The sequence below is a fragment of the Delftia sp. 11MD genome (genome assembly GCF_050907895.1).
Classification (GTDB): Bacteria; Pseudomonadota; Gammaproteobacteria; order Burkholderiales; family Burkholderiaceae_C; genus Comamonas; species Comamonas tsuruhatensis.
Genome location: NZ_CP194333.1, coordinates 4,256,930 through 4,273,377, shown reverse-complemented (window position 1 = coordinate 4,273,377; position 16,448 = coordinate 4,256,930). Strand labels below are relative to the sequence as shown.

17 protein-coding genes and 1 pseudogene are annotated in these 16,448 nt (G+C 66.9%); 12 read left to right on the top strand and 6 right to left on the bottom strand.

Annotation, left to right across the window (positions count from 1 at the left end; all coding sequences use genetic code 11):
* Positions 1–13 precede the first annotated feature (13 nt).
* The 11 genes from ACRSCF_RS19435 to ACRSCF_RS19385 all read left to right on the top strand — a co-directional run bounded on the left by ACRSCF_RS19435 (position 14) and on the right by ACRSCF_RS19385 (position 8,868).
* Complete coding sequence (locus tag ACRSCF_RS19435; RefSeq protein ID WP_016445217.1) at positions 14–826, top strand: aminoglycoside phosphotransferase family protein; 813 nt, start codon at positions 14–16, stop codon at positions 824–826.
* Between the two features lie 85 nt (positions 827–911).
* Positions 912–1,703: a phytanoyl-CoA dioxygenase family protein gene (locus ACRSCF_RS19430; RefSeq protein ID WP_034363074.1), complete on the top strand. Its 792-nt coding sequence runs from the start codon at positions 912–914 to the stop codon at positions 1,701–1,703.
* A gap of 225 nt (positions 1,704–1,928) precedes the next feature.
* On the top strand, positions 1,929–2,174 hold the full coding sequence (locus ACRSCF_RS19425; RefSeq protein WP_016453068.1) for a DUF6364 family protein: 246 nt from the start codon (positions 1,929–1,931) through the stop codon (positions 2,172–2,174).
* Complete coding sequence (locus tag ACRSCF_RS19420; protein WP_016453067.1) at positions 2,171–2,608, top strand: TA system VapC family ribonuclease toxin; 438 nt, start codon at positions 2,171–2,173, stop codon at positions 2,606–2,608. Before ACRSCF_RS19425 ends, ACRSCF_RS19420 begins: the two co-directional genes overlap by 4 nt.
* Positions 2,609–2,637: 29 nt before the next feature.
* Positions 2,638–3,303 (top strand): aspartate/glutamate racemase family protein, encoded by a 666-nt coding sequence (locus ACRSCF_RS19415; protein WP_034363079.1) that lies wholly within the window; start codon positions 2,638–2,640, stop codon positions 3,301–3,303.
* 63 nt (positions 3,304–3,366) lie between these two features.
* Entirely contained in the window at positions 3,367–3,936 is a 570-nt protein-coding gene (gene cobO, locus ACRSCF_RS19410; protein WP_013803210.1) for a cob(I)yrinic acid a,c-diamide adenosyltransferase, read from the top strand.
* A 39-nt stretch (positions 3,937–3,975) separates the two neighbouring features.
* On the top strand, positions 3,976–4,683 hold the full coding sequence (gene bluB, locus ACRSCF_RS19405) for a 5,6-dimethylbenzimidazole synthase (protein ID WP_074922981.1): 708 nt from the start codon (positions 3,976–3,978) through the stop codon (positions 4,681–4,683).
* Positions 4,680–5,762, top strand: coding sequence for an adenosylcobinamide-phosphate synthase CbiB (gene cbiB / locus ACRSCF_RS19400; RefSeq protein WP_034363159.1), 1,083 nt, complete (start codon positions 4,680–4,682; stop codon positions 5,760–5,762). The genes bluB and cbiB overlap by 4 nt, the downstream gene beginning before the upstream one ends.
* On the top strand, positions 5,759–6,802 hold the full coding sequence (locus tag ACRSCF_RS19395) for an aminotransferase class I/II-fold pyridoxal phosphate-dependent enzyme (RefSeq protein WP_034363080.1): 1,044 nt from the start codon (positions 5,759–5,761) through the stop codon (positions 6,800–6,802). Before cbiB ends, ACRSCF_RS19395 begins: the two co-directional genes overlap by 4 nt.
* The gene (locus ACRSCF_RS19390) at positions 6,789–8,294 is read left to right on the top strand and encodes a cobyric acid synthase (RefSeq protein ID WP_203399674.1); all 1,506 of its coding nucleotides are present in this window, start codon (positions 6,789–6,791) and stop codon (positions 8,292–8,294) included. Before ACRSCF_RS19395 ends, ACRSCF_RS19390 begins: the two co-directional genes overlap by 14 nt.
* A gap of 142 nt (positions 8,295–8,436) precedes the next feature.
* Positions 8,437–8,868, top strand: coding sequence for a hypothetical protein (locus ACRSCF_RS19385; protein WP_016445226.1), 432 nt, complete (start codon positions 8,437–8,439; stop codon positions 8,866–8,868).
* Between the two features lie 140 nt (positions 8,869–9,008).
* Here the strand turns inward: ACRSCF_RS19385 and ACRSCF_RS19380 are convergent, their stop codons facing one another.
* Both ACRSCF_RS19380 and ACRSCF_RS19375 read right to left on the bottom strand, forming a co-directional pair.
* Complete coding sequence (locus ACRSCF_RS19380) at positions 9,009–9,572, bottom strand: hypothetical protein (RefSeq protein WP_013803205.1); 564 nt, start codon at positions 9,570–9,572, stop codon at positions 9,009–9,011.
* Between the two features lie 292 nt (positions 9,573–9,864).
* Positions 9,865–10,143 (bottom strand): annotated as a pseudogene (locus ACRSCF_RS19375) (TIM barrel protein); the annotation flags it as partial.
* Between the two features lie 113 nt (positions 10,144–10,256).
* On the opposite strand from ACRSCF_RS19375, the gene ACRSCF_RS19370 reads away from it, so the two are divergent.
* Entirely contained in the window at positions 10,257–10,628 is a 372-nt protein-coding gene (locus ACRSCF_RS19370) for an oxidoreductase (RefSeq protein ID WP_034363082.1), read from the top strand.
* An 18-nt stretch (positions 10,629–10,646) separates the two neighbouring features.
* On the opposite strand, the gene ACRSCF_RS19365 is transcribed toward ACRSCF_RS19370, so the two are convergent.
* The 4 genes from ACRSCF_RS19365 to ACRSCF_RS19350 form a co-directional block, all read right to left on the bottom strand.
* Positions 10,647–12,524: a TRAP transporter large permease subunit gene (locus ACRSCF_RS19365; protein ID WP_154834729.1), complete on the bottom strand. Its 1,878-nt coding sequence runs from the start codon at positions 12,522–12,524 to the stop codon at positions 10,647–10,649.
* A complete protein-coding gene (locus ACRSCF_RS19360) occupies positions 12,521–13,537 on the bottom strand; it encodes a TRAP transporter substrate-binding protein (protein WP_154834728.1) in 1,017 nt (338 codons plus the stop codon). Before ACRSCF_RS19360 ends, ACRSCF_RS19365 begins: the two co-directional genes overlap by 4 nt.
* Before the next feature lie 62 nt (positions 13,538–13,599).
* Entirely contained in the window at positions 13,600–15,276 is a 1,677-nt protein-coding gene (locus tag ACRSCF_RS19355) for an acyl-CoA synthetase (protein ID WP_154834727.1), read from the bottom strand.
* Entirely contained in the window at positions 15,273–16,439 is a 1,167-nt protein-coding gene (locus tag ACRSCF_RS19350; RefSeq protein ID WP_034363084.1) for an acetyl-CoA acetyltransferase, read from the bottom strand. The genes ACRSCF_RS19355 and ACRSCF_RS19350 overlap by 4 nt, the downstream gene beginning before the upstream one ends.
* Between the last annotated feature and the right edge of the window lie 9 nt (positions 16,440–16,448).

Sequence of the window (16,448 nt, the reverse complement as noted above, 5' to 3'; positions counted from 1 at the left end):
CCTGTCGGAAAAAATGTCTCTCCATGCGCCGTATCTGAGTCGCTGGGCTCTGACCATCGATGGCCAGCCCCTGTCCACGCCGCGCGGTGTGTTGCTGCCCGTGCGCCAGGGCGGCACGCCCGCCATGCTCAAGATTGCGCTGGAGCCCGAAGAGATGGCCGGCGCTCGCTTGATGGCCTGGTGGAATGGCGACGGCGCTGCACCTGTGCTGGCCCAGGAAGGGCCGGCCCTGCTGATGCTGCGCGCCACAGGACCCGAATCGCTGGTGGAGATGGCCCGTGGCGCGCGCGATGAAGAGGCCACGCGCATCCTGTGCACGGCCGCCGCGCGCCTGCACTTGCACCAGCACCTGCCGAGCGCCCGGCCTTTGCCGTCTTTGGTGCCGCTGGCGCAATGGTTCCAGGCACTGCTGGTGAAGACCGATGAACCCGCCAGCCTGCTCGGCCTGTGCGCCACCACGGCGCGTGAGCTGCTGGCCGCACCGCGCGACGTGGCCGTGCTGCATGGCGATCTTCACCACGGCAATGTGCTGGACTTCGGCCCCCTGGGCTGGCTGGCCATCGACCCCAAGGGCCTGCATGGCGAGCGCGGCTTCGACTACGCCAACATCCTGAGCAATCCCGACCCCGCCAGCGCACTGGCGCCGGGGCGCTTTGCGCGCCGCATGGCCACCATTGCCGAAGTCTCGGGCATAGAGCAAAGGCGCCTGTTGCAATGGGTGCTGGCCTGGTCGGGGCTGTCTGCCGTCTGGAGCATGGAAGACGGTGACGATCCTGGCGCTGCGATGGCTGTGGCGCAAATGGCGGCTTCGGCATTGGCATGCTGAATTTTCAGACTGCGATACATCTCTTTTTCTGCCCCAACAGGGTGAAATAGCGCTTCACGGAAAAAGAGGGTGGAGGAATTTTTCGATGCTTGCCGATGCACTGGAGATGTTTGAGCAGCAGGGATTTGTCATCTGGCCAAGACCCATGGAGAAGGGCCTTCTCGACAGCTTGGTGGCATCTGTTGAAGCCATCCAGCGCAATGCGCAGGCCAGAACACTGGATCCGGCGTTGGACGAGCTGTTGGTATACGAGAAAGATCTGTCGGCCAGCAAGCGCGCCGGCTTGGATGGTGCCCTTACCGGAAACTCGATCTTCATTGTTGGAGATCCCGCCCGCTTTGATGAAGTCTTTGCAGAGACACTTCACGATGCCGCGCTTGTCTCGGCGGCAACGACGCTTCTTGGCGTGGACGAGGCAGTGGTCCATTTCATGAACGTGACCATCAAGAATCCCGGATTCGGACGGTCGATCTCCTGGCACCGCGATTATCCCAATGGGTATTTCTGCACCAGGGATTCCAGCTTTGTCCGTCTGATGATCTGCCTGGATGGCATGTCGGTGGAGAGCGGTGCCACCTGCTTCGATGCGGGCACTCATCGCATCTCCGACCAGGAGGCGCAGCAGCAGAAGGTGAGTGGCACCTGGCACACTCCCGATCCGGCCGACACCGTCACCGTGCAGTGTGACCCAGGCCAGATCGTGGCGATCCACCCGAAGGTGCTTCATGGCGGAGGCATGAATACCGGCTCTGGAATGCGGCGCAACGTCATCCTGCAGATTGGCACTCTGGGTGCAGAGCCCATGACACACGCCGAAGAATCTCTGACCGGCATCGTCATCGGCGCGAAAGGCTGCAGGGAACACCTGAATCGCTGAAGGCGTATCGGGGACGAGGCCAAGGCCATCGTGGACCGCGTGGTGAGGGGCATGATGCCTTCGCCCATCCTTCGCTCATCCCTCGTCCAAGGGCATCTGAAGGGCGCAGGCCGGCCTGGTTGTCCTGCCAGCGGAATTTTTCTAACATACAGAAATCTGTACGAAAGATCTTTGCAAAGGATCTGTGCGAGAAATCTGTACGAAATTCCTGCTCTGGGGGCCGTCATGAAGACCACGCTTGACCTCAACGATGCATTGCTGACCGAAGCAAAGACCTATGCGGCACAGCAGCACACCAGCCTGACGCGCCTGATCGAGGAGGGCCTGCAATTGCGCTTGCGCAAGGCCCAGGCGCCTGCCCGGCGCGTGCGCCTTCCCGTCTACCACGGCAAGGGCGGACTGGCACCGGGGCTGGACGCACTGAGCAACCGCGCGCTGCTGGATGCCGCCGGTCAGCAGGATCAACCATGACGCCCGATGTCAACCTGCTGGTTGCGGCATCGCGCAGCGACCACCCCCATCATTCGGTGGCCCGCGACTGGCTGGAGCAGGCCATGGCCGATGCCAGCCAGGGCGTGCTGCTGAAATTGCAGCCCATGGTGGTGGCGAACTTTCTGCGCCTGGTCACGCATCCGAAGATCTTCGTCAACCCGACTCCTATGGTCGAGGCTTTGCGCTTCGTTGACGCATTGCTGGCATCGCCCGGCGTCGAGCAGGCCGTGCTGGGTGCCGAATGGCCGGCGTTAAGGCAACTGTGCGCCGACAAGGCGCTTTCCGCCAATGACGTACCGGACGCTTGGCTGGCCGCTGCCGCCATCCACCAGGGCGAGCATGTGGTCAGCTTCGATGCCGATTTCAAGCGCCTGCTGCCGCGCTCCCAGTTCACCCGGCTGGCGCCCCAATAATTCCTTTCCTTTTCAGATTCCCCCAATCCATGACCCGCATCGCCCTCATCCACGCCCTCAGCCATTCCGTCGCTCCCATCAACGAAGCCTTTGCGCGCGACTGGCCCGAGGCGGTACGCATGAACCTGCTGGACGACAGCCTCTCGGCCGACCTGGCGCGCAACGGGCGCGGGCTGGACGCCGCCATGCACGAGCGCTTCCAGCGCTTGGCGCAGTACGCCGTGGACACGGGCGCGCAGGGGATCTTGTTCACCTGCTCGGCCTTTGGCCCTTGCATCGAGGCCGTGGCCGCGCGCCATGCGCCGCTGCCCGTGCTCAAGCCCAACGAGGCCATGATCGAAGAGGCGGTGCAGGCCGTGCAGGGCCAGCAGGGGGCCTTGGGTTTGATCTCCAGCTTCGCGCCCACGCTGCAGTCCATGCCGCCGGAGTTCCCGGCCAGCATCGAATTGGTGCCTGCCCTGGCCGATGGCGCCATGGACGCGCTCAACCGGGGCGACACCGCCACGCATGACCGCCTGGTGGTCGAGCAGGCCAGGGCCCTGGCTGCGCGTGGCTGCACGCGCATTGCGCTGGCCCAGTTCAGCATGGCGCGTGCCCGCGCCGCCTGCGAGGCCGCCACGGGCCTGCCCGTGCTCACCACGGTGGACAGCGCCGTGCGTGCCCTGCAGCGCCGGCTGGGCGTGCGCCTCGGTTAAAGTGGCGCTCCGCTGCGGCGCATGCCCGCCGCAGCGTGTGCAACTTTTGAGGACGACAGACCCATGCAGATCGAACAGGCCCCGACGGAAAAGCCCTATGAAAAGCCCGAAGGCGAACGCCGTGGCCTGGTGCTGGTGAACACCGGCGACGGCAAGGGCAAGAGCACGGCGGCCTTCGGCCTGGCCCTGCGCGCGCATGGCCGGGGCAAGTCCGTCAAGATCTTCCAGTTCATGAAGGTGCCCACGGCGCGCTTTGGCGAGCACCGCATGTTCGAGCAGCTGGGCATGCCCATCGAGGGACTGGGCGACGGCTTCAGCTGGAAGAGCCAGGACCATGAACGCTCTGCCCAGATCGCACGCGAAGGCTGGGAGCGCGCCCGCACGGCCATTCTCTCGGGCGATCACTTCCTGGTCGTGCTCGACGAAATCACCTATCCGCTGATCTACGGCTGGCTGCCGCTGGAGCCCGTGCTGCAGGCCCTGGCCGACCGCCCGCGCCATGTGCACGTCATGCTCACGGGCCGCCGCTGCCCCGAGGAAATCATTGCCGTGGCCGATACGGTCACGCGCATGGAACTGGTCAAGCACGCCTTCCAGGCCGGCATTCCCGCCCAGCGTGGTATTGAGGACTGATGCCGCCCGCAGGCCCGGCCTGCGGCGGACAATGGCGGCATGAGCAGCGAAACGCATTCCCGGGCGCCAGAGACCATTCCCGCCCAACCCTTTGCCGAGGCCGAGCGGGCAGCCGTCTACCGCGCGATCCATGAGCGGCGCGACATGCGCCATTTCTGCGGAGGCGAGGTCGCGCCCGATGTTCTGCTGCGCCTGCTGCGCGCGGCCCACCATGCGCCCAGCGTCGGCTTCATGCAGCCCTGGCGCTTCATCCGCGTGCGCGATGCGCAGTTGCGCCAGGGCATACACGCCGTGGTCGAGCAGGAGCGCCTGCAGACCGCCCGCGCCCTGGGCGAGCGCGAGGAAGACTTCATGCAGCTCAAGGTCCAGGGTGTGCTGGATGCGGCCGAGGTGCTGGTCGTGGCCATGCCGCCCGGGCGCGATGCCCATGTCTTCGGTCGCCGCACCTTGCCCGAGATGGATGTGGCCTCGGCCGCCTGTGCCATCCAGAACCTGTGGCTGGCCGCGCGTGCCGAGGGGCTGGGGCTGGGCTGGGTCTCGCTGTTCGATCCCGAGGTGCTGGCTGCGCTGCTGCAAATGCCCGTGGGCAGCCGGCCGCTGGCCGTGCTGTGCCTGGGCCCCGTGTCCGCCTATTACGCAGAGCCCATGCTGCAGCAGCAGAAATGGGCCAGCCGTGCACCGCTGCAGGACATGCTCTACGACGACCTGTGGGGCCAGCGCGCCGCCGGGGCGCCGCCGCAGGCATGAACGACAGCCATTTCTGGCAACTGTCGGGCGCCGCGTTCAGTCCGCTGTGGTGGAGCTGGCAGGCGCTGTCGCAGCCTGTGCCCGACCCCTGGGCCCGCCACGCCCTGGCCGCCGCGCTGGCCGTGCCCGTGGCCCTGCTGATCGACCGGCTCTGGGGCGAGCCGCCCGTGTGGATGCACCCCGTGGTCGCCATGGGCCGGCTGCTGGCTGCGGTTGGGCGAAGAATTGCCCCACGCGAAGAACATGTGCGCGACTGGCCACGCTTTGCGCTGGGCGCAGTCGCCTGGTGCCTGCTGGCGCTGCTGTTCTTCGCCATCTACGCGTTCATCCAGTGGCTGCTGCCGCCCATGCCCTGGTGGCTGGGGGCGCTGGTGCTGGGGGTGCTGCTCAAGCCCTTGCTGTCCTGGCGCATGCTGCGCGACGAGGTGCTGGCCGTGGAAGCCGCACTGCAGCAATCCCTGCCTGCAGGCCGCGAGCGCCTGACCTGGCTGGTCAGCCGGGACACGGCGCAGCTCGACGCAGGCCAGGTGCGCGAAAGCGCCATCGAAACCCTGGCCGAGAACCTCAGCGACTCCGTGCTGGCGCCGCTGTTCTGGTTTGCCGTGGCCGGCCTGCCGGGCGCGGCCCTCTACCGCTTTGCCAACACGGCCGATGCCATGTGGGGCTATCCGGGCTGGCGCGGGCAGGGCGATGACCGGCGCCACTGGCAATGGGCCGGTAAATGGACGGCGCGTGCCGATGACCTGCTCAACTGGATACCGGCGCGCCTGACCGCCTTGCTGCTGGCCTTATCCGGCCTGGCCGCTGGCCGACGTCCGGGCTGGAGTGCGCTGCGCCAGGACGCGTGCATCACCCCGTCGCCCAACGGTGGCTGGCCCATGGGCGCCATGGCAAGGCTGCTGGGTGTGCGCCTGGGCAAGCCCGGCGTCTACGTGCTCAACCCCGCAGGCTGCGTGCCGCAGGCGGCCGAGCTGCAGCAGGCCGTGGCGCATGCGGGCCGCGTGGTCGCCATGCTGGTGGCTGCAGGGCTGGCCGCCGCCCTGGTCATTGCATGGGCGATGGCAGGAAAGACACCATGAAACCGATCCCAGTCACCCACGGCGGCACGGATGCGCTGGGCGTGCCCGCGCACGATTTCTCCACCAACCGCAATGCCTGCGGACCTTGCCCGCAGGCGCTGGATGCGCTGTCCCAGGCACATGCAGCCCAGTACCCGGACCCGCACTACACGGCGTTGCGCGCACGGCTGGCGGATCTTCATGGCGTGCAGGCCGAGCGCATCGTCATCGCGGCCAGTGCCAGCGACTTCATCCACCGAATCACCATGCATGCGGTGCGAGAGGGCGCGGCCGTCGCCAGCCTGCCGGCACACCACTATGGCGACTACGCCCACGCGGCGCAGGTCTGGCGCCTGCCCCTGGCCGCGCGCGACGGCATCACCGAGGCCGGCCCCGGCCTGCACTGGGCCTGCGCGCCATCGAGCCCGCTGGGCCAGCCCGAAGATGTCTGGCCCCTGTGGACCGAGCCCGCACCGCCCGGCACCTGGCGCGTGATCGACTGCGCCTATGCGCCCCTCAGACTGGAGCCGGGCATGGAGCCCGCCGTGCCCTCCCTGGTGCGCGATGCCTGGCAGATGTGGACTCCCAACAAGGCCCTTGGCATGACCGGCGTGCGCGCGGCCTACGCCATTGCGCCCGAAGCCGTGCCGCACGACGAGATTGATGCCTTGCGTGCCCTGTCACCCTCCTGGCCCGTGGGCGCCCATGGCGAGGCCATGCTCACGGCCTGGACCGCACCGGCCACCCGGCAATGGCTGGCGCAAAGCCTGCAACGGCTGCGCGATTGGAAGGCGCAACAGATCGATCTGGTGCAGCGCCTGGGCTGGCAGGTGCTGCCCGGCTCGCAGGCCAATTACTTTGTGGCGCGCTGGCCGCAGGCACGGCAGGGCGACGCCATGCAGACGCGTCTGGCCCAACTGCGCGCGCAGGGCATCAAGCTGCGCGACTGCGACAGCTTTGGCCTGCCCGGCTGCGTGCGCATGGGCGTGCTGGCGCCTGCATCCCAGAACGCCTTGCTGGCTGCCTGGCAGCCAATGGAGAAACACCATGCAATCGAGTGAACCCGCCGCCGTGAACCTGCCCTTGCCCGAGCCCGGCCAGCGCCCCGCGCTGTGCGTGATGGTGCTGGGCACCAGCAGCGGTGCCGGCAAGAGCTGGGTGGCCACCGCGCTGTGCGCCTGGTACCGCGCCCAGGGCTACAAGGTGGCGCCCTTCAAGGCGCAGAACATGAGCAACAACGCGCGCGTGGTCTGCGCGCCGGGCGGTGCCTGGGGCGAGATCGGCACGGCACAGTACCTGCAGGCCCTGGCCGCAGGCTGCGCGCCCGATGTGCGCATGAACCCGCTGCTGCTCAAGCCCGAGGCCGACATGCGCAGCCAGGTCGTGCTGCTGGGCCGGGTCAGCGAGGAACTCTCGGCCTTGCCCTGGCGCGGCCGCAGCGCCCGCGTGTGGCCGCAGATCGCCGAGGCGCTGGACAGCCTGCGTGCCGACAACGACGTGGTCGTCATCGAGGGCGCAGGCTCGCCGGCCGAGATCAACCTGCATGCCAGCGACGTCGTCAACATGCGCGTGGCGCGCCACTGCGGCGCGCATTGCCTGCTGGTATCCGACATCGACCGCGGCGGCGCCTTCGCCCACCTCTACGGCACCTGGGCGCTGCTGCCGCCTGACGAACAGGCGCTGATCCGCGGCTTCGTGCTCAACAAATTCCGGGGCGACGCCAGCCTGCTGGCGCCCGCCCCGCAGATGCTGCAGGAGCGCACCGGCGTGCCCACCGTGGCCACCATCCCCATGCAGTTCCAGCATGGCCTGCCGGAGGAGGATGGCGTCTTTGACGACCGTGGCTCTGGAGGAGGCGTGGGGCGCGCCGTGCACACCACCATCGCCATCGTCGCCTACCCGCGCATCAGCAACCTCGACGAATTCCAGCCCCTGCTGCAGGTGCCGGGCCTGCGCGTGGTCTGGGCGCGCACGCCGGCCCAGCTGGCCGGCGCGGACTGGATCATCCTGCCGGGCTCCAAGGCCACGGCTGCCGATCTGGCCTGGATGCGGTCCCAGGGCCTGGATGCTGCCGTCGCCGCCCATGCGGCGGCAGGCCGGCAGGTGCTGGGCATCTGCGGCGGCCTGCAAATGCTGGGCGAGGCGCTGATCGACCTGCACGGCGTGGACGGCAACGCAGCCGGCCTGGGCCTGCTGCCGCTGACGACCCTGTTCGCGCCCGACAAGACTGTGCTGCCCGCCAGCGTGCAGCTGCCGCCGCTGCCAGGGGCTTTGGCGGCGCTGTCCGGCGTGCAGGCCCGGGTCTATGAAATCCACCATGGCCAGACCAGCGTGCGCCCCGACATGGTGGCTGCCGGCAGTGCCGTGGCCGAGCCTGTGCCGGGCCTGCTGTGGCACAGCCCTGACGGCCGCATCGCCGGCTGCTATTGGCACGGCCTGTTCGAGAACGCGGACGTGCTGCGCGCCCTGTGGGGTGCCGAGGTTCCCACGCTGGACAGCGTCTTCGCGCGCATGGCCGACGGCGTTCAGCGCTGGTTTGCCACCCAGGCTTGACCCAGGTCGGCGACCGCTTGCGCGTTGCGCGGCAACATGTAGGCCATGGACTGCATGCGCAGCCGTGCTGTACCGATAAATGGGGAGCTGGAAAACACGCATGCTTGGGCCTTGACTTTTTCACGAGGAATGGAGTGAAGCTATGAAGAATCCATGGATCCGTCCCCTGCAGCTGTGTATTGGCGCTGCCGTCCTGGGCATGGCCGGCCTGGCCACCGCCCAGCCCGGCCCCGGGCCTGATGGCACGCCGCCTCCGCCCCCCGCCGCGGAAAAGGCCAAGCCCCATCACCACCACAAGAAGCACGCCGAGCACAAGGGGCCCGCCAAGCGCGGCTATGACCGCCGCGACCCTGCCCAGCACGAGGCCGCCGCCGTCCAGGAGCAATCGCGCCGAGGCGGCGTCCAGTCGGGCGACAACTTCCAGCGCAATGCCGTGGCCCGCTGCGATGTCTTCAAGAACGAAGGCGACCGCCGCTCCTGCGTGGAGCGCGTCAAGGACGGCCAGGTCAGCGGCTCCGTCGAAGGCGGCGGCGTGCTGCGCGAGTACACGGAACAGGTTCCTGTAAGGCAATAACAGCGTCTGCTGTTATTCACCTGAGAAAACCCGCCGGGCCACGAAGCCGGCGGGTTTTTTAATGAGCGAGCTTCAAACGAAATGCTTGAAGATCGGATTGGCGTGGTGTATTGCCGAGCCGACTTCTGTCGGATGGCTGATCATTTGATTGATTTCAAAAAATCAGGATCTTCAATCAGTTCTTCGACACTCATTTTGATATTTTCCTTCAGCACGCCAAGCGCATTACCAAATTTATTGGTCTTGCGTTGAATGTTTTTGACTGCTGCATATACGATATTTCCTGAGGTTTCTTCTTTTACGGTGTAATTGACTTTGTAAGTCCAATCGATGCTGTAGCCTAGGTCATCAATGAAGAAATCTTGAATGTCTCCTGTCAGTACTTTCCCGCCCGAACTGGTATTTATGCCAACAAAACGGAGTTCAACAAAAACAGCATCTCGGATAAATTTCGATACGTCGCGATCCAGTTTTATTTCACCCATAGCTGTGTTACGTATCACATCCGGAGGCATGGGCTTGGATGTCTTTGGGTCTACAGCTGAATATGTAAACTCGCCGACAGCAAGACTGCCTTGAGCGGTCTTGGTAGAGCTTGGTGCGTAGTCAATCGTAAGGCCTGTGGGAGTGCCGCAGCCCGCCAAGGCGGTGGCAACGAACAGGGCAAACAGGATCCGCCGGCCGTATCTGTGAATTATTTTCATAGTTTCCTTTGTTTTACGATGTGTTACATATGGATTTGGGATTGTATCTGAACAATTTCCATTGCTGGCAAGGACGGCTCATAGTCTAAAAATTCGAGTGCGAAATGGACCGTTGCCGTGCACCTAACCGCAGTTCCAAGCCACAGCTGGTTTGGAGTCAACCCAGGTTGCTGTCGTGGGCCACGCGGCTCCAGGCGTCGTAGTCCATGCGTTGCTGGATGTCGCCGGTTTCAGGTCCACGACCAGACGCACCTGCGCAGGTGGTTGCGTTGAGGGCGGGGAACGTGGCCTGCAGCCACTCCTTCATCCACCCCAGCCCCTCGCTGGTAGCGTGCGCGGCCGCGCCGCGCGCGGGGCGGTATTCGCAGCCTATCCAGCCGTCGTAGCCCAGCTGGTCCAGCAGGCGGAACAGGTAGGGGTAGTTGACCTCGCCGACGTCGGGTTCGTGGCGTTCGGGCACGCCTGCGATCTGCAGGTGGCCCACGCGGCCCGTGGGCAGGTACTGGCGGATCTTCATGGCGAGGTCTCCCTCGACGATCTGGCAGTGGTAGAGGTCCATCTGGACCTGGATACCGGATTTGATCTGGGTCATACAAACCCATTCCACCCGCCCCGGACCGGCGCGCACCGGCAAGGCATTTCTATGATGGCGCCGTACTTCCCATATGGAAAAGGATTCAACCCATGCAAGCCTTCCGGATCGTGGTCATTGGTGCGGGGCAGACCGGCACTCCCTTGCTGCAGCAATTGCTGGACGCGCCCTTCGTGCAGTTGCTTGGGGTGGCCGACCTGGATTTGAACCAGCCCGGCATCGCACTGGCGCGCGCGCGTGGCGTGCCGGTCACCACACGGTTCATGGATCTGGTGGATGCAGCGGTGGACATCATCATCGACGTGACCGGCTCCCCCCAGGTGCGCGAGTCGTTGCGCAGCAAGATGGTGGAGACCGGCAACACGCACACGCTGATCATGCATGAGGCGATTGCGCTGCTGATGATGTCGCTGTCGGCCGGCCGGCTGGTGACCAGCAAGCACAGCGATCTGGAGTATTCCTGAACGCGGGCGGCCGCGCCTCTACAGAAATCCGATCGACAGCCAGGGCACGGCCGCCACCGCCACCGTACCCAGCAACAGCGCCAGCAGGTAGCCCACGATGGGCCGCAAGCCCTTGTCCGGGTGGATCTGGCCTATGGCGCAGGCTGCGTAGTAGCCCACGCCCAGTGGTGGGGCGAACAGGCCCAGGCCCATGGCGAGCACGGCGACGATGGCGTAGTGCACTTCATGGATGCCCAGGTCGCGTGCGATGGGAAACAGCAGCGGGCCGAACAGCACGATGGCGGGTATGCCTTCCAACACCGATCCGAGGATGACGAAGATCAGTAGCGAGACCGCGAGAAACGCGGGTGCCCCGCCGGGCAGGGCGGCCATCGCCTCCGCCAGCGAGCGCGAGAAGCCCGATTGGGTCAGGCCCCAGGCCATGGCCGTGGCAGTGCCGATGATGAGCAGGATGGCGCCCGACAGCGATGCCGTGGCCACGAGCATGGGCCCCAGGCGGCGCCAGTCGAACTGGCGGTAGATCAGCAGACCCGCAATGGCCGCGTAGGCAATGCCCAGGGTCGAGACTTCGGTGGCCGTGGCCACGCCCTCGACCACGGCCGCGCGGATCACGAAGGGCAGCGCCAGTGCCGGCAGGGCGATGAAGCCTAGCCGCGCGATCTGCGACCAGGGCTGGCGCTGTGTCTGCGGCGGCTGGTCATGGCGCGAGCGCCACCAGACGACCACACACAGCGACAGGCCCAGGGCCAGCGCCGGCAGCAGTCCGCCCGTGAACAGCGCTGCAATGGACACGCCCGTGACCGAGCCGATGGTGATCAGCACCAGGCTGGGCGGCACGGTTTCCGTCTGCGCGCCTGTGGCTGACAGCAGGGCCACCAGATCGCCTTCGTCCGCGCCGCGCTTGCGCATTTCGGGGAACAGTGCCGGAGCCACGGCCGCCATGTCGGCCGCCTTGGAGCCCGAGATGCCCGAGACCAGGTACATGGCCCCCACAAGCACATAGGACAGGCCGCCGCGCACATGGCCGAGCAGGCCCGCGAGAAAAGCCACCATGGCGCGCGCCATGCCCGTCATCTCGATCAGCAGCCCCAGGAAGACGAACAGCGGAACGGCCAGCAGGATGAGGTGGGACATGCCTTCGTCCATGCGCCCGACGATCACGGGCAGGGCGGTGTCCGTGGCCAGGGCCAGATAGCCGAGCGTGCCCAGGCCGAAGGCAAAGGCAATGGGCACGCCGCCGAACACGCAGGCCGCGACCACGCCGACGAAGAAGACCAGCAGGTTCAGGCGCCCCAGGTCCTCGAAGAGGCCGAAGATGCCGTTTGCCAGCACGAACGCCGCCATGACGGCGGCCACCACGGCCAGTGCCTTCCAGGCCGCCGCCTTTTCGCCGCTGCGCACCAAGCGCAGCACCGAGAAAACAGCCATCAGCACGATGCCGGCGGGCAGTGCCGCAGCGCGCCAGATGTTGGAGATTTCCAGCGCGGGCGTGGTGATGAAGCGCTCGTCCGCTGCCCATTCCCATGCGGGCCAGGCAACCAAGGCGAGAAAGGCCAGCGTGGCACAGGTGCCGATGGCATCGAACAGGGCTCGGCGCGCAGGCGACAGGCGCGAGAGCAGGGCCGTCATGCGCATGTGCTCGGCGCGCCGCAGTGCGATCACGGCACCCAGCATGGCCAGCCAGATGAAGAGCATGGAGGCCAGTTCATCCGCCCAGACCAGTGGCTGGTGGAAGACAAAGCGTGCCACCACTCCCGCAAACAGCACGCCGATATCGGCCAGCACCAGCAGGCCCGCCGCGCAAGCCACGGCCGCGCCCATCCAGCGGTCGATGCGGTCCCACGCGGTCCAGGCATCGTGCGGGGTATGGGCGGGCTTGTCCTGGGGCGCAGTCATGCCAGCGCCCCGACGCTGCGCTCGAGGATGGCCCAGGCCTGGTCACCGTGCTTGCGCTTCCATTCGGCGTAGAAGCCGGCCTTGCGCAACCGCTCACGGAAGGCGGCGGTGTCGGCAGTGTTGAAGGCCAGGCCCTTGGCGGCCAGCTCCTTTTGCAGGCCGGCGTTGAGCTCGGCGACATCGTCGCGTTCGCGCAGGCCTGCGGCATTGATGTGTCGCGCCACGATGTCGCGCAGGTCTGGGGGCAGTCTTTCCCAGGCGCGGCGGTTGGCCAGGAACCAGAAACCGTCCCACATGTGGTTGGTGAGCGAGCAGTACTTCTGCACCTCGTAGAGCTTGGCCGTGGAGATGATGGCCAGCGGGTTCTCCTGCCCGTCCACGATCTTCGTCTGCAGCGAGGAATAGACCTCGGCAAAGTTGATGGACGCGGGCGCGCTGTCCAGCGCCTTGAACATCGAGGTCCACAGCGGAGAGACGGGCACGCGGATCTTGAAGCCCTGCAGGTCGGCGGGACCCGCGATGGGGCGCGTGGAGGAGGTGATCTGCCGGAAACCGTTGTCCCAGATGCGCTCCATGGCCACCAGGTTGGCGTGGGCGATGCGTGCGCGGATATGGGCGCCCAGCTCGCCATCCATGGCCTTCCAGACACTGTCATAGCCGTCGAATGCAAAGCCCACGCCGCTGATGGAGGCTGCCGGCACCAGGGTGGACAGGATCAGGCCCGACAGCGTGAAGAACTCCACGCCGCCCGAGCGCAACTGGCCCAGCACATCGGTGTCCGAGCCGAGCTGCCCATTGGAGAAGACCTGGATGTCCACCCGTCCACCGGTCTCGGCCAGGATGGCCTGCGACATCTGCAGGGCCCGGATGTTCATGGGGTGCGTGGCGGGCAGGTTGTTGGCGTACTTGTAGCGGAATTCGGCCTTGCTGGCGAAGGCGCTGCGCTGTGAAAGGGCCAGTGGAAGGGCGCAGGCTGCGGCACCGTGCAGCACGTGGCGTCGGGAAAGGGTCATGGCTTGTCTCCTGAGTGTTGTCTTTGTGTCGTTCGGGCGCAAGCGGCGCGCGGGGGGGCGCATCACGGGGTCGGGGCGGCCTGCTCCTTTCCCTGCGTCATGTTCTGCAGCAGGCGTTCGCGGATTTCCTTCTTGACCACCTTGCCGTAGCCCGAGCGGGGCAGGGCGTCCCAGAAGTGGAACTGGCGCGGCCAGCGGTAGCGCGCGCAGCGGCCCTCCAGGTGCGCCAGCAGCGCCTCGGCCGTGAGGTCTCCAGCGGTGGCATCGGCACCTCCCCGCGCGACCACCACGGCCACGCCGATCTCGCCCCAGGTGGCGTCGGGCATGCCGAGCACGGCGACCTCGGCCACGGCGGGATGGGTCAGCAGCGCCTCCTCGACTTCGCGCGGATAGACGTTGGAGCCGCCCGAGATGTACATGTCCGATTCCCGCCCCGTGATGTAGAGCAGGCCCCGCTCGTCCAGCCGCCCGAGATCGCCCGTGTGGAACCAGCCGCCCCGAAAGGCCTGGGCCGTGGCCTCGGGGTTGTCGTGGTAGCCCGCAAAGACGGCGGGGCCGCGGCAGCATATCTCGCCGATGGCGCCCGTGGGAACGGGCTGCAACCGGTGGTCGAGGATGGCGACCTCCATGCCCGTGCGCGGGCGCCCGCAGGTTCCGATCAATGTGTCGGCGGTGCCGGTGCTGCCGTCGCTGTGCCCGTCGTCCAGTGCGTGCATGGAGGGCGTCAGCACGGTGATGCAGCCCGTCACCTCGCCCAGGCCGAAGTACTGCACCAGCACCGGGCCCAGCTTGTGCAATGCGCGCTGCTGGTCGGCGTGGTACATGGGCGCGCCCGCATAGACCACGTAGCGCAGCGATCCGTGGTCGAAGCGGTCCACCGCGGGGTCTTCCACCAGCAGCTTGACGATGGTGGGCACGGTGAAGAGATTGGTGACCCGGTGCCGCTGAACCAGCTCCCAGACCTCGGCAGGGTCCAGCCGGTCGGCGGTGGGCAGCACTGTGGCCGCACCGCGCGCCACGTTGAGCAGGGCATGTATGCCTGCGCCGTGCGACAGCGGTGCCACGGCAATGGAGCAGTCGCGCTCGTCCGTGCCCGGGATCAGGTCGGCAAGGTGGTTGGTCACCACGAAGGCCATCTGTCCATGGGTGAGCATCGCGGCCTTGGGCCGGCCTGTGGTGCCGGAGGTGTAGAAGAACCACAGCGGCGTATCGGCATGCACATGGGCTGTAGATGCGGGAGCGCCTGCGTTGTCATGCAGCAATTGCTCGTAGTCCTGCTCGCCCTGGCTTTCGCGAGGCCGGCCGATGGTGATCACATGCCGCAGCCGTGGCGAGGCGGCGCGCACGGCGTCCACATGGCCGGCGAAGCCCTCTTCGGCCAGCATGGCGGTGGCGCCGCTGGCGTGGCCCAGCCAAGCCACTTCGGATGGTGTAAGCCGGAAGTTGACCGGCACCCAGACGGCGCCGAGCCGGAAGGCGGCCCAGCAGCTTTCAAACAGGGCAATGCCGTTGCGAGACTGCACCAGCAGGCGGTCACCGGCCTGCATGCCCAGCGCGCGCAGGCCTTGGACCAGCGCATTGACGCGCGCATCGATCTGCGCCCAGGTCCAGCGGCGGTCGCCCTGGATCAGGCCGGGCCTGTCGGGAAACAGGGCGGCCGTCTGCGACAGCAGCAGCGACAGGTTGGCTGCCTGGGGCGCGGGGACTGCCGCGATGTCCGCAGGTGCAAGCCTGTTCATGCGGCCTCCAGCACGCTCAGGTAGTTGGCCACGGCCGCACCACCCATGTTGAAGACGGCGCCCAGCCGGGGCGCGGGCAGTTGCATGGCCCCGGCCGAGCCTGACAGCTGCATGGCCGCCATCACATGCTGGGAAACGCCTGTCGCGCCTATGGGATGGCCGCGCGACTTGAGTCCTCCCGACGGGTTGACGGGCAGCCGCCCGTCGCGGCATGTGCTGCCGTCGAGGATGGCGCGCGCGCCTTGGCCATGTGGCGCCAGGCCCATGGCCTCGTATTCCAGCAGTTCGGCCATGGTGAAGCAGTCATGTGTTTCCACGAAGCCCAGGTCGGCCAGCGTGACGCCTGCGTCGGCCAGCCCGCGCTGCCACGCCAGGGCGGCGCCTTCGAAGCGCGTGGGGTCCCGCCGCGACAGGGGCAGGAGGTCGTTGACCTGGGTGCGCGAGCGCCAGCGCACGGGCGCCACGCTGGCATTGCCGCAGGCCTGGCGCGAGATGACCAGGGCGGCCGCGCCGTCGGAGACCAGCGAGCAGTCCGAGCGCTTGAGCGGGCCTGCGACGAAGGGGTTCCTGTCCGAGGCGTGGCGGCAGAAGTCCAGGCCCAGGTCACGCCGCATGTGGGCGAAGGGGTTGTGCACGCCGTTGGCATGGTTCTTGGCCGCGATGGCTGCCAGTGCATCGCTCTGGTCGCCGAAGCGTTCGAAATAGCGGGTGGCGATCTGCCCGAACACGCCTGCGAAGCCCGCCGGTGTGGCAGCTTCCTCCTTCACGTAGGAGCAGCGCAGCAGGATCTCGGCAATTTTCTGCCCAGGCTGGGCGTTCATGATCTCGAAGCCCACCACCAGCGCGCAACATATGCGGCCGGACTGCACGGCGTCGAGCGCAGCCCAGATGGCAGCCGAGCCGGTGGCGCAGGCGTTCTCGCTGCGCGTGGCGGGCACATGGCGCAGTTCAGGCACGGCCAGGGCCACCAGGCTGGCGCTGAAATCCTGGGGCAGAAGGCCGCCATTGAAGTGGCCGACGAAGATGCCGTCGATGTCCCGGGGCTCCAGGCCGGCGGTTTGCAGTGCCGGGTCGATGGCGTCACGCAGCAGTTGCTCGGCATCGGCTGCGGCATGCTTTCCGAAGGGCGTGTGGCCCCAGCCGATGATGCGGGGTGGGTTCATGGCGTGGCT

Excerpts from the sequence above, each read along its gene's own strand:
- ACRSCF_RS19435 (WP_016445217.1), top strand. The coding sequence starts at position 14 with ATGTCTCTCCATGCGCCGTATCTGAGTCGCTGGGCTCTGACCATCGAT.
- ACRSCF_RS19430 (WP_034363074.1), top strand. The coding sequence starts at position 912 with ATGCTTGCCGATGCACTGGAGATGTTTGAGCAGCAGGGATTTGTCATC.
- ACRSCF_RS19425 (WP_016453068.1), top strand. The coding sequence starts at position 1,929 with ATGAAGACCACGCTTGACCTCAACGATGCATTGCTGACCGAAGCAAAG.
- ACRSCF_RS19420 (WP_016453067.1), top strand. The coding sequence starts at position 2,171 with ATGACGCCCGATGTCAACCTGCTGGTTGCGGCATCGCGCAGCGACCAC.
- ACRSCF_RS19415 (WP_034363079.1), top strand. The coding sequence starts at position 2,638 with ATGACCCGCATCGCCCTCATCCACGCCCTCAGCCATTCCGTCGCTCCC.
- cobO (WP_013803210.1), top strand. The coding sequence starts at position 3,367 with ATGCAGATCGAACAGGCCCCGACGGAAAAGCCCTATGAAAAGCCCGAA.
- bluB (WP_074922981.1), top strand. The coding sequence starts at position 3,976 with ATGAGCAGCGAAACGCATTCCCGGGCGCCAGAGACCATTCCCGCCCAA.
- cbiB (WP_034363159.1), top strand. The coding sequence starts at position 4,680 with ATGAACGACAGCCATTTCTGGCAACTGTCGGGCGCCGCGTTCAGTCCG.
- ACRSCF_RS19395 (WP_034363080.1), top strand. The coding sequence starts at position 5,759 with ATGAAACCGATCCCAGTCACCCACGGCGGCACGGATGCGCTGGGCGTG.
- ACRSCF_RS19390 (WP_203399674.1), top strand. The coding sequence starts at position 6,789 with ATGCAATCGAGTGAACCCGCCGCCGTGAACCTGCCCTTGCCCGAGCCC.
- ACRSCF_RS19385 (WP_016445226.1), top strand. The coding sequence starts at position 8,437 with ATGAAGAATCCATGGATCCGTCCCCTGCAGCTGTGTATTGGCGCTGCC.
- ACRSCF_RS19380 (WP_013803205.1), bottom strand. The coding sequence starts at position 9,572 with ATGAAAATAATTCACAGATACGGCCGGCGGATCCTGTTTGCCCTGTTC.
- ACRSCF_RS19370 (WP_034363082.1), top strand. The coding sequence starts at position 10,257 with ATGCAAGCCTTCCGGATCGTGGTCATTGGTGCGGGGCAGACCGGCACT.
- ACRSCF_RS19365 (WP_154834729.1), bottom strand. The coding sequence starts at position 12,524 with ATGACTGCGCCCCAGGACAAGCCCGCCCATACCCCGCACGATGCCTGG.
- ACRSCF_RS19360 (WP_154834728.1), bottom strand. The coding sequence starts at position 13,537 with ATGACCCTTTCCCGACGCCACGTGCTGCACGGTGCCGCAGCCTGCGCC.
- ACRSCF_RS19355 (WP_154834727.1), bottom strand. The coding sequence starts at position 15,276 with ATGAACAGGCTTGCACCTGCGGACATCGCGGCAGTCCCCGCGCCCCAG.
- ACRSCF_RS19350 (WP_034363084.1), bottom strand. The coding sequence starts at position 16,439 with ATGAACCCACCCCGCATCATCGGCTGGGGCCACACGCCCTTCGGAAAG.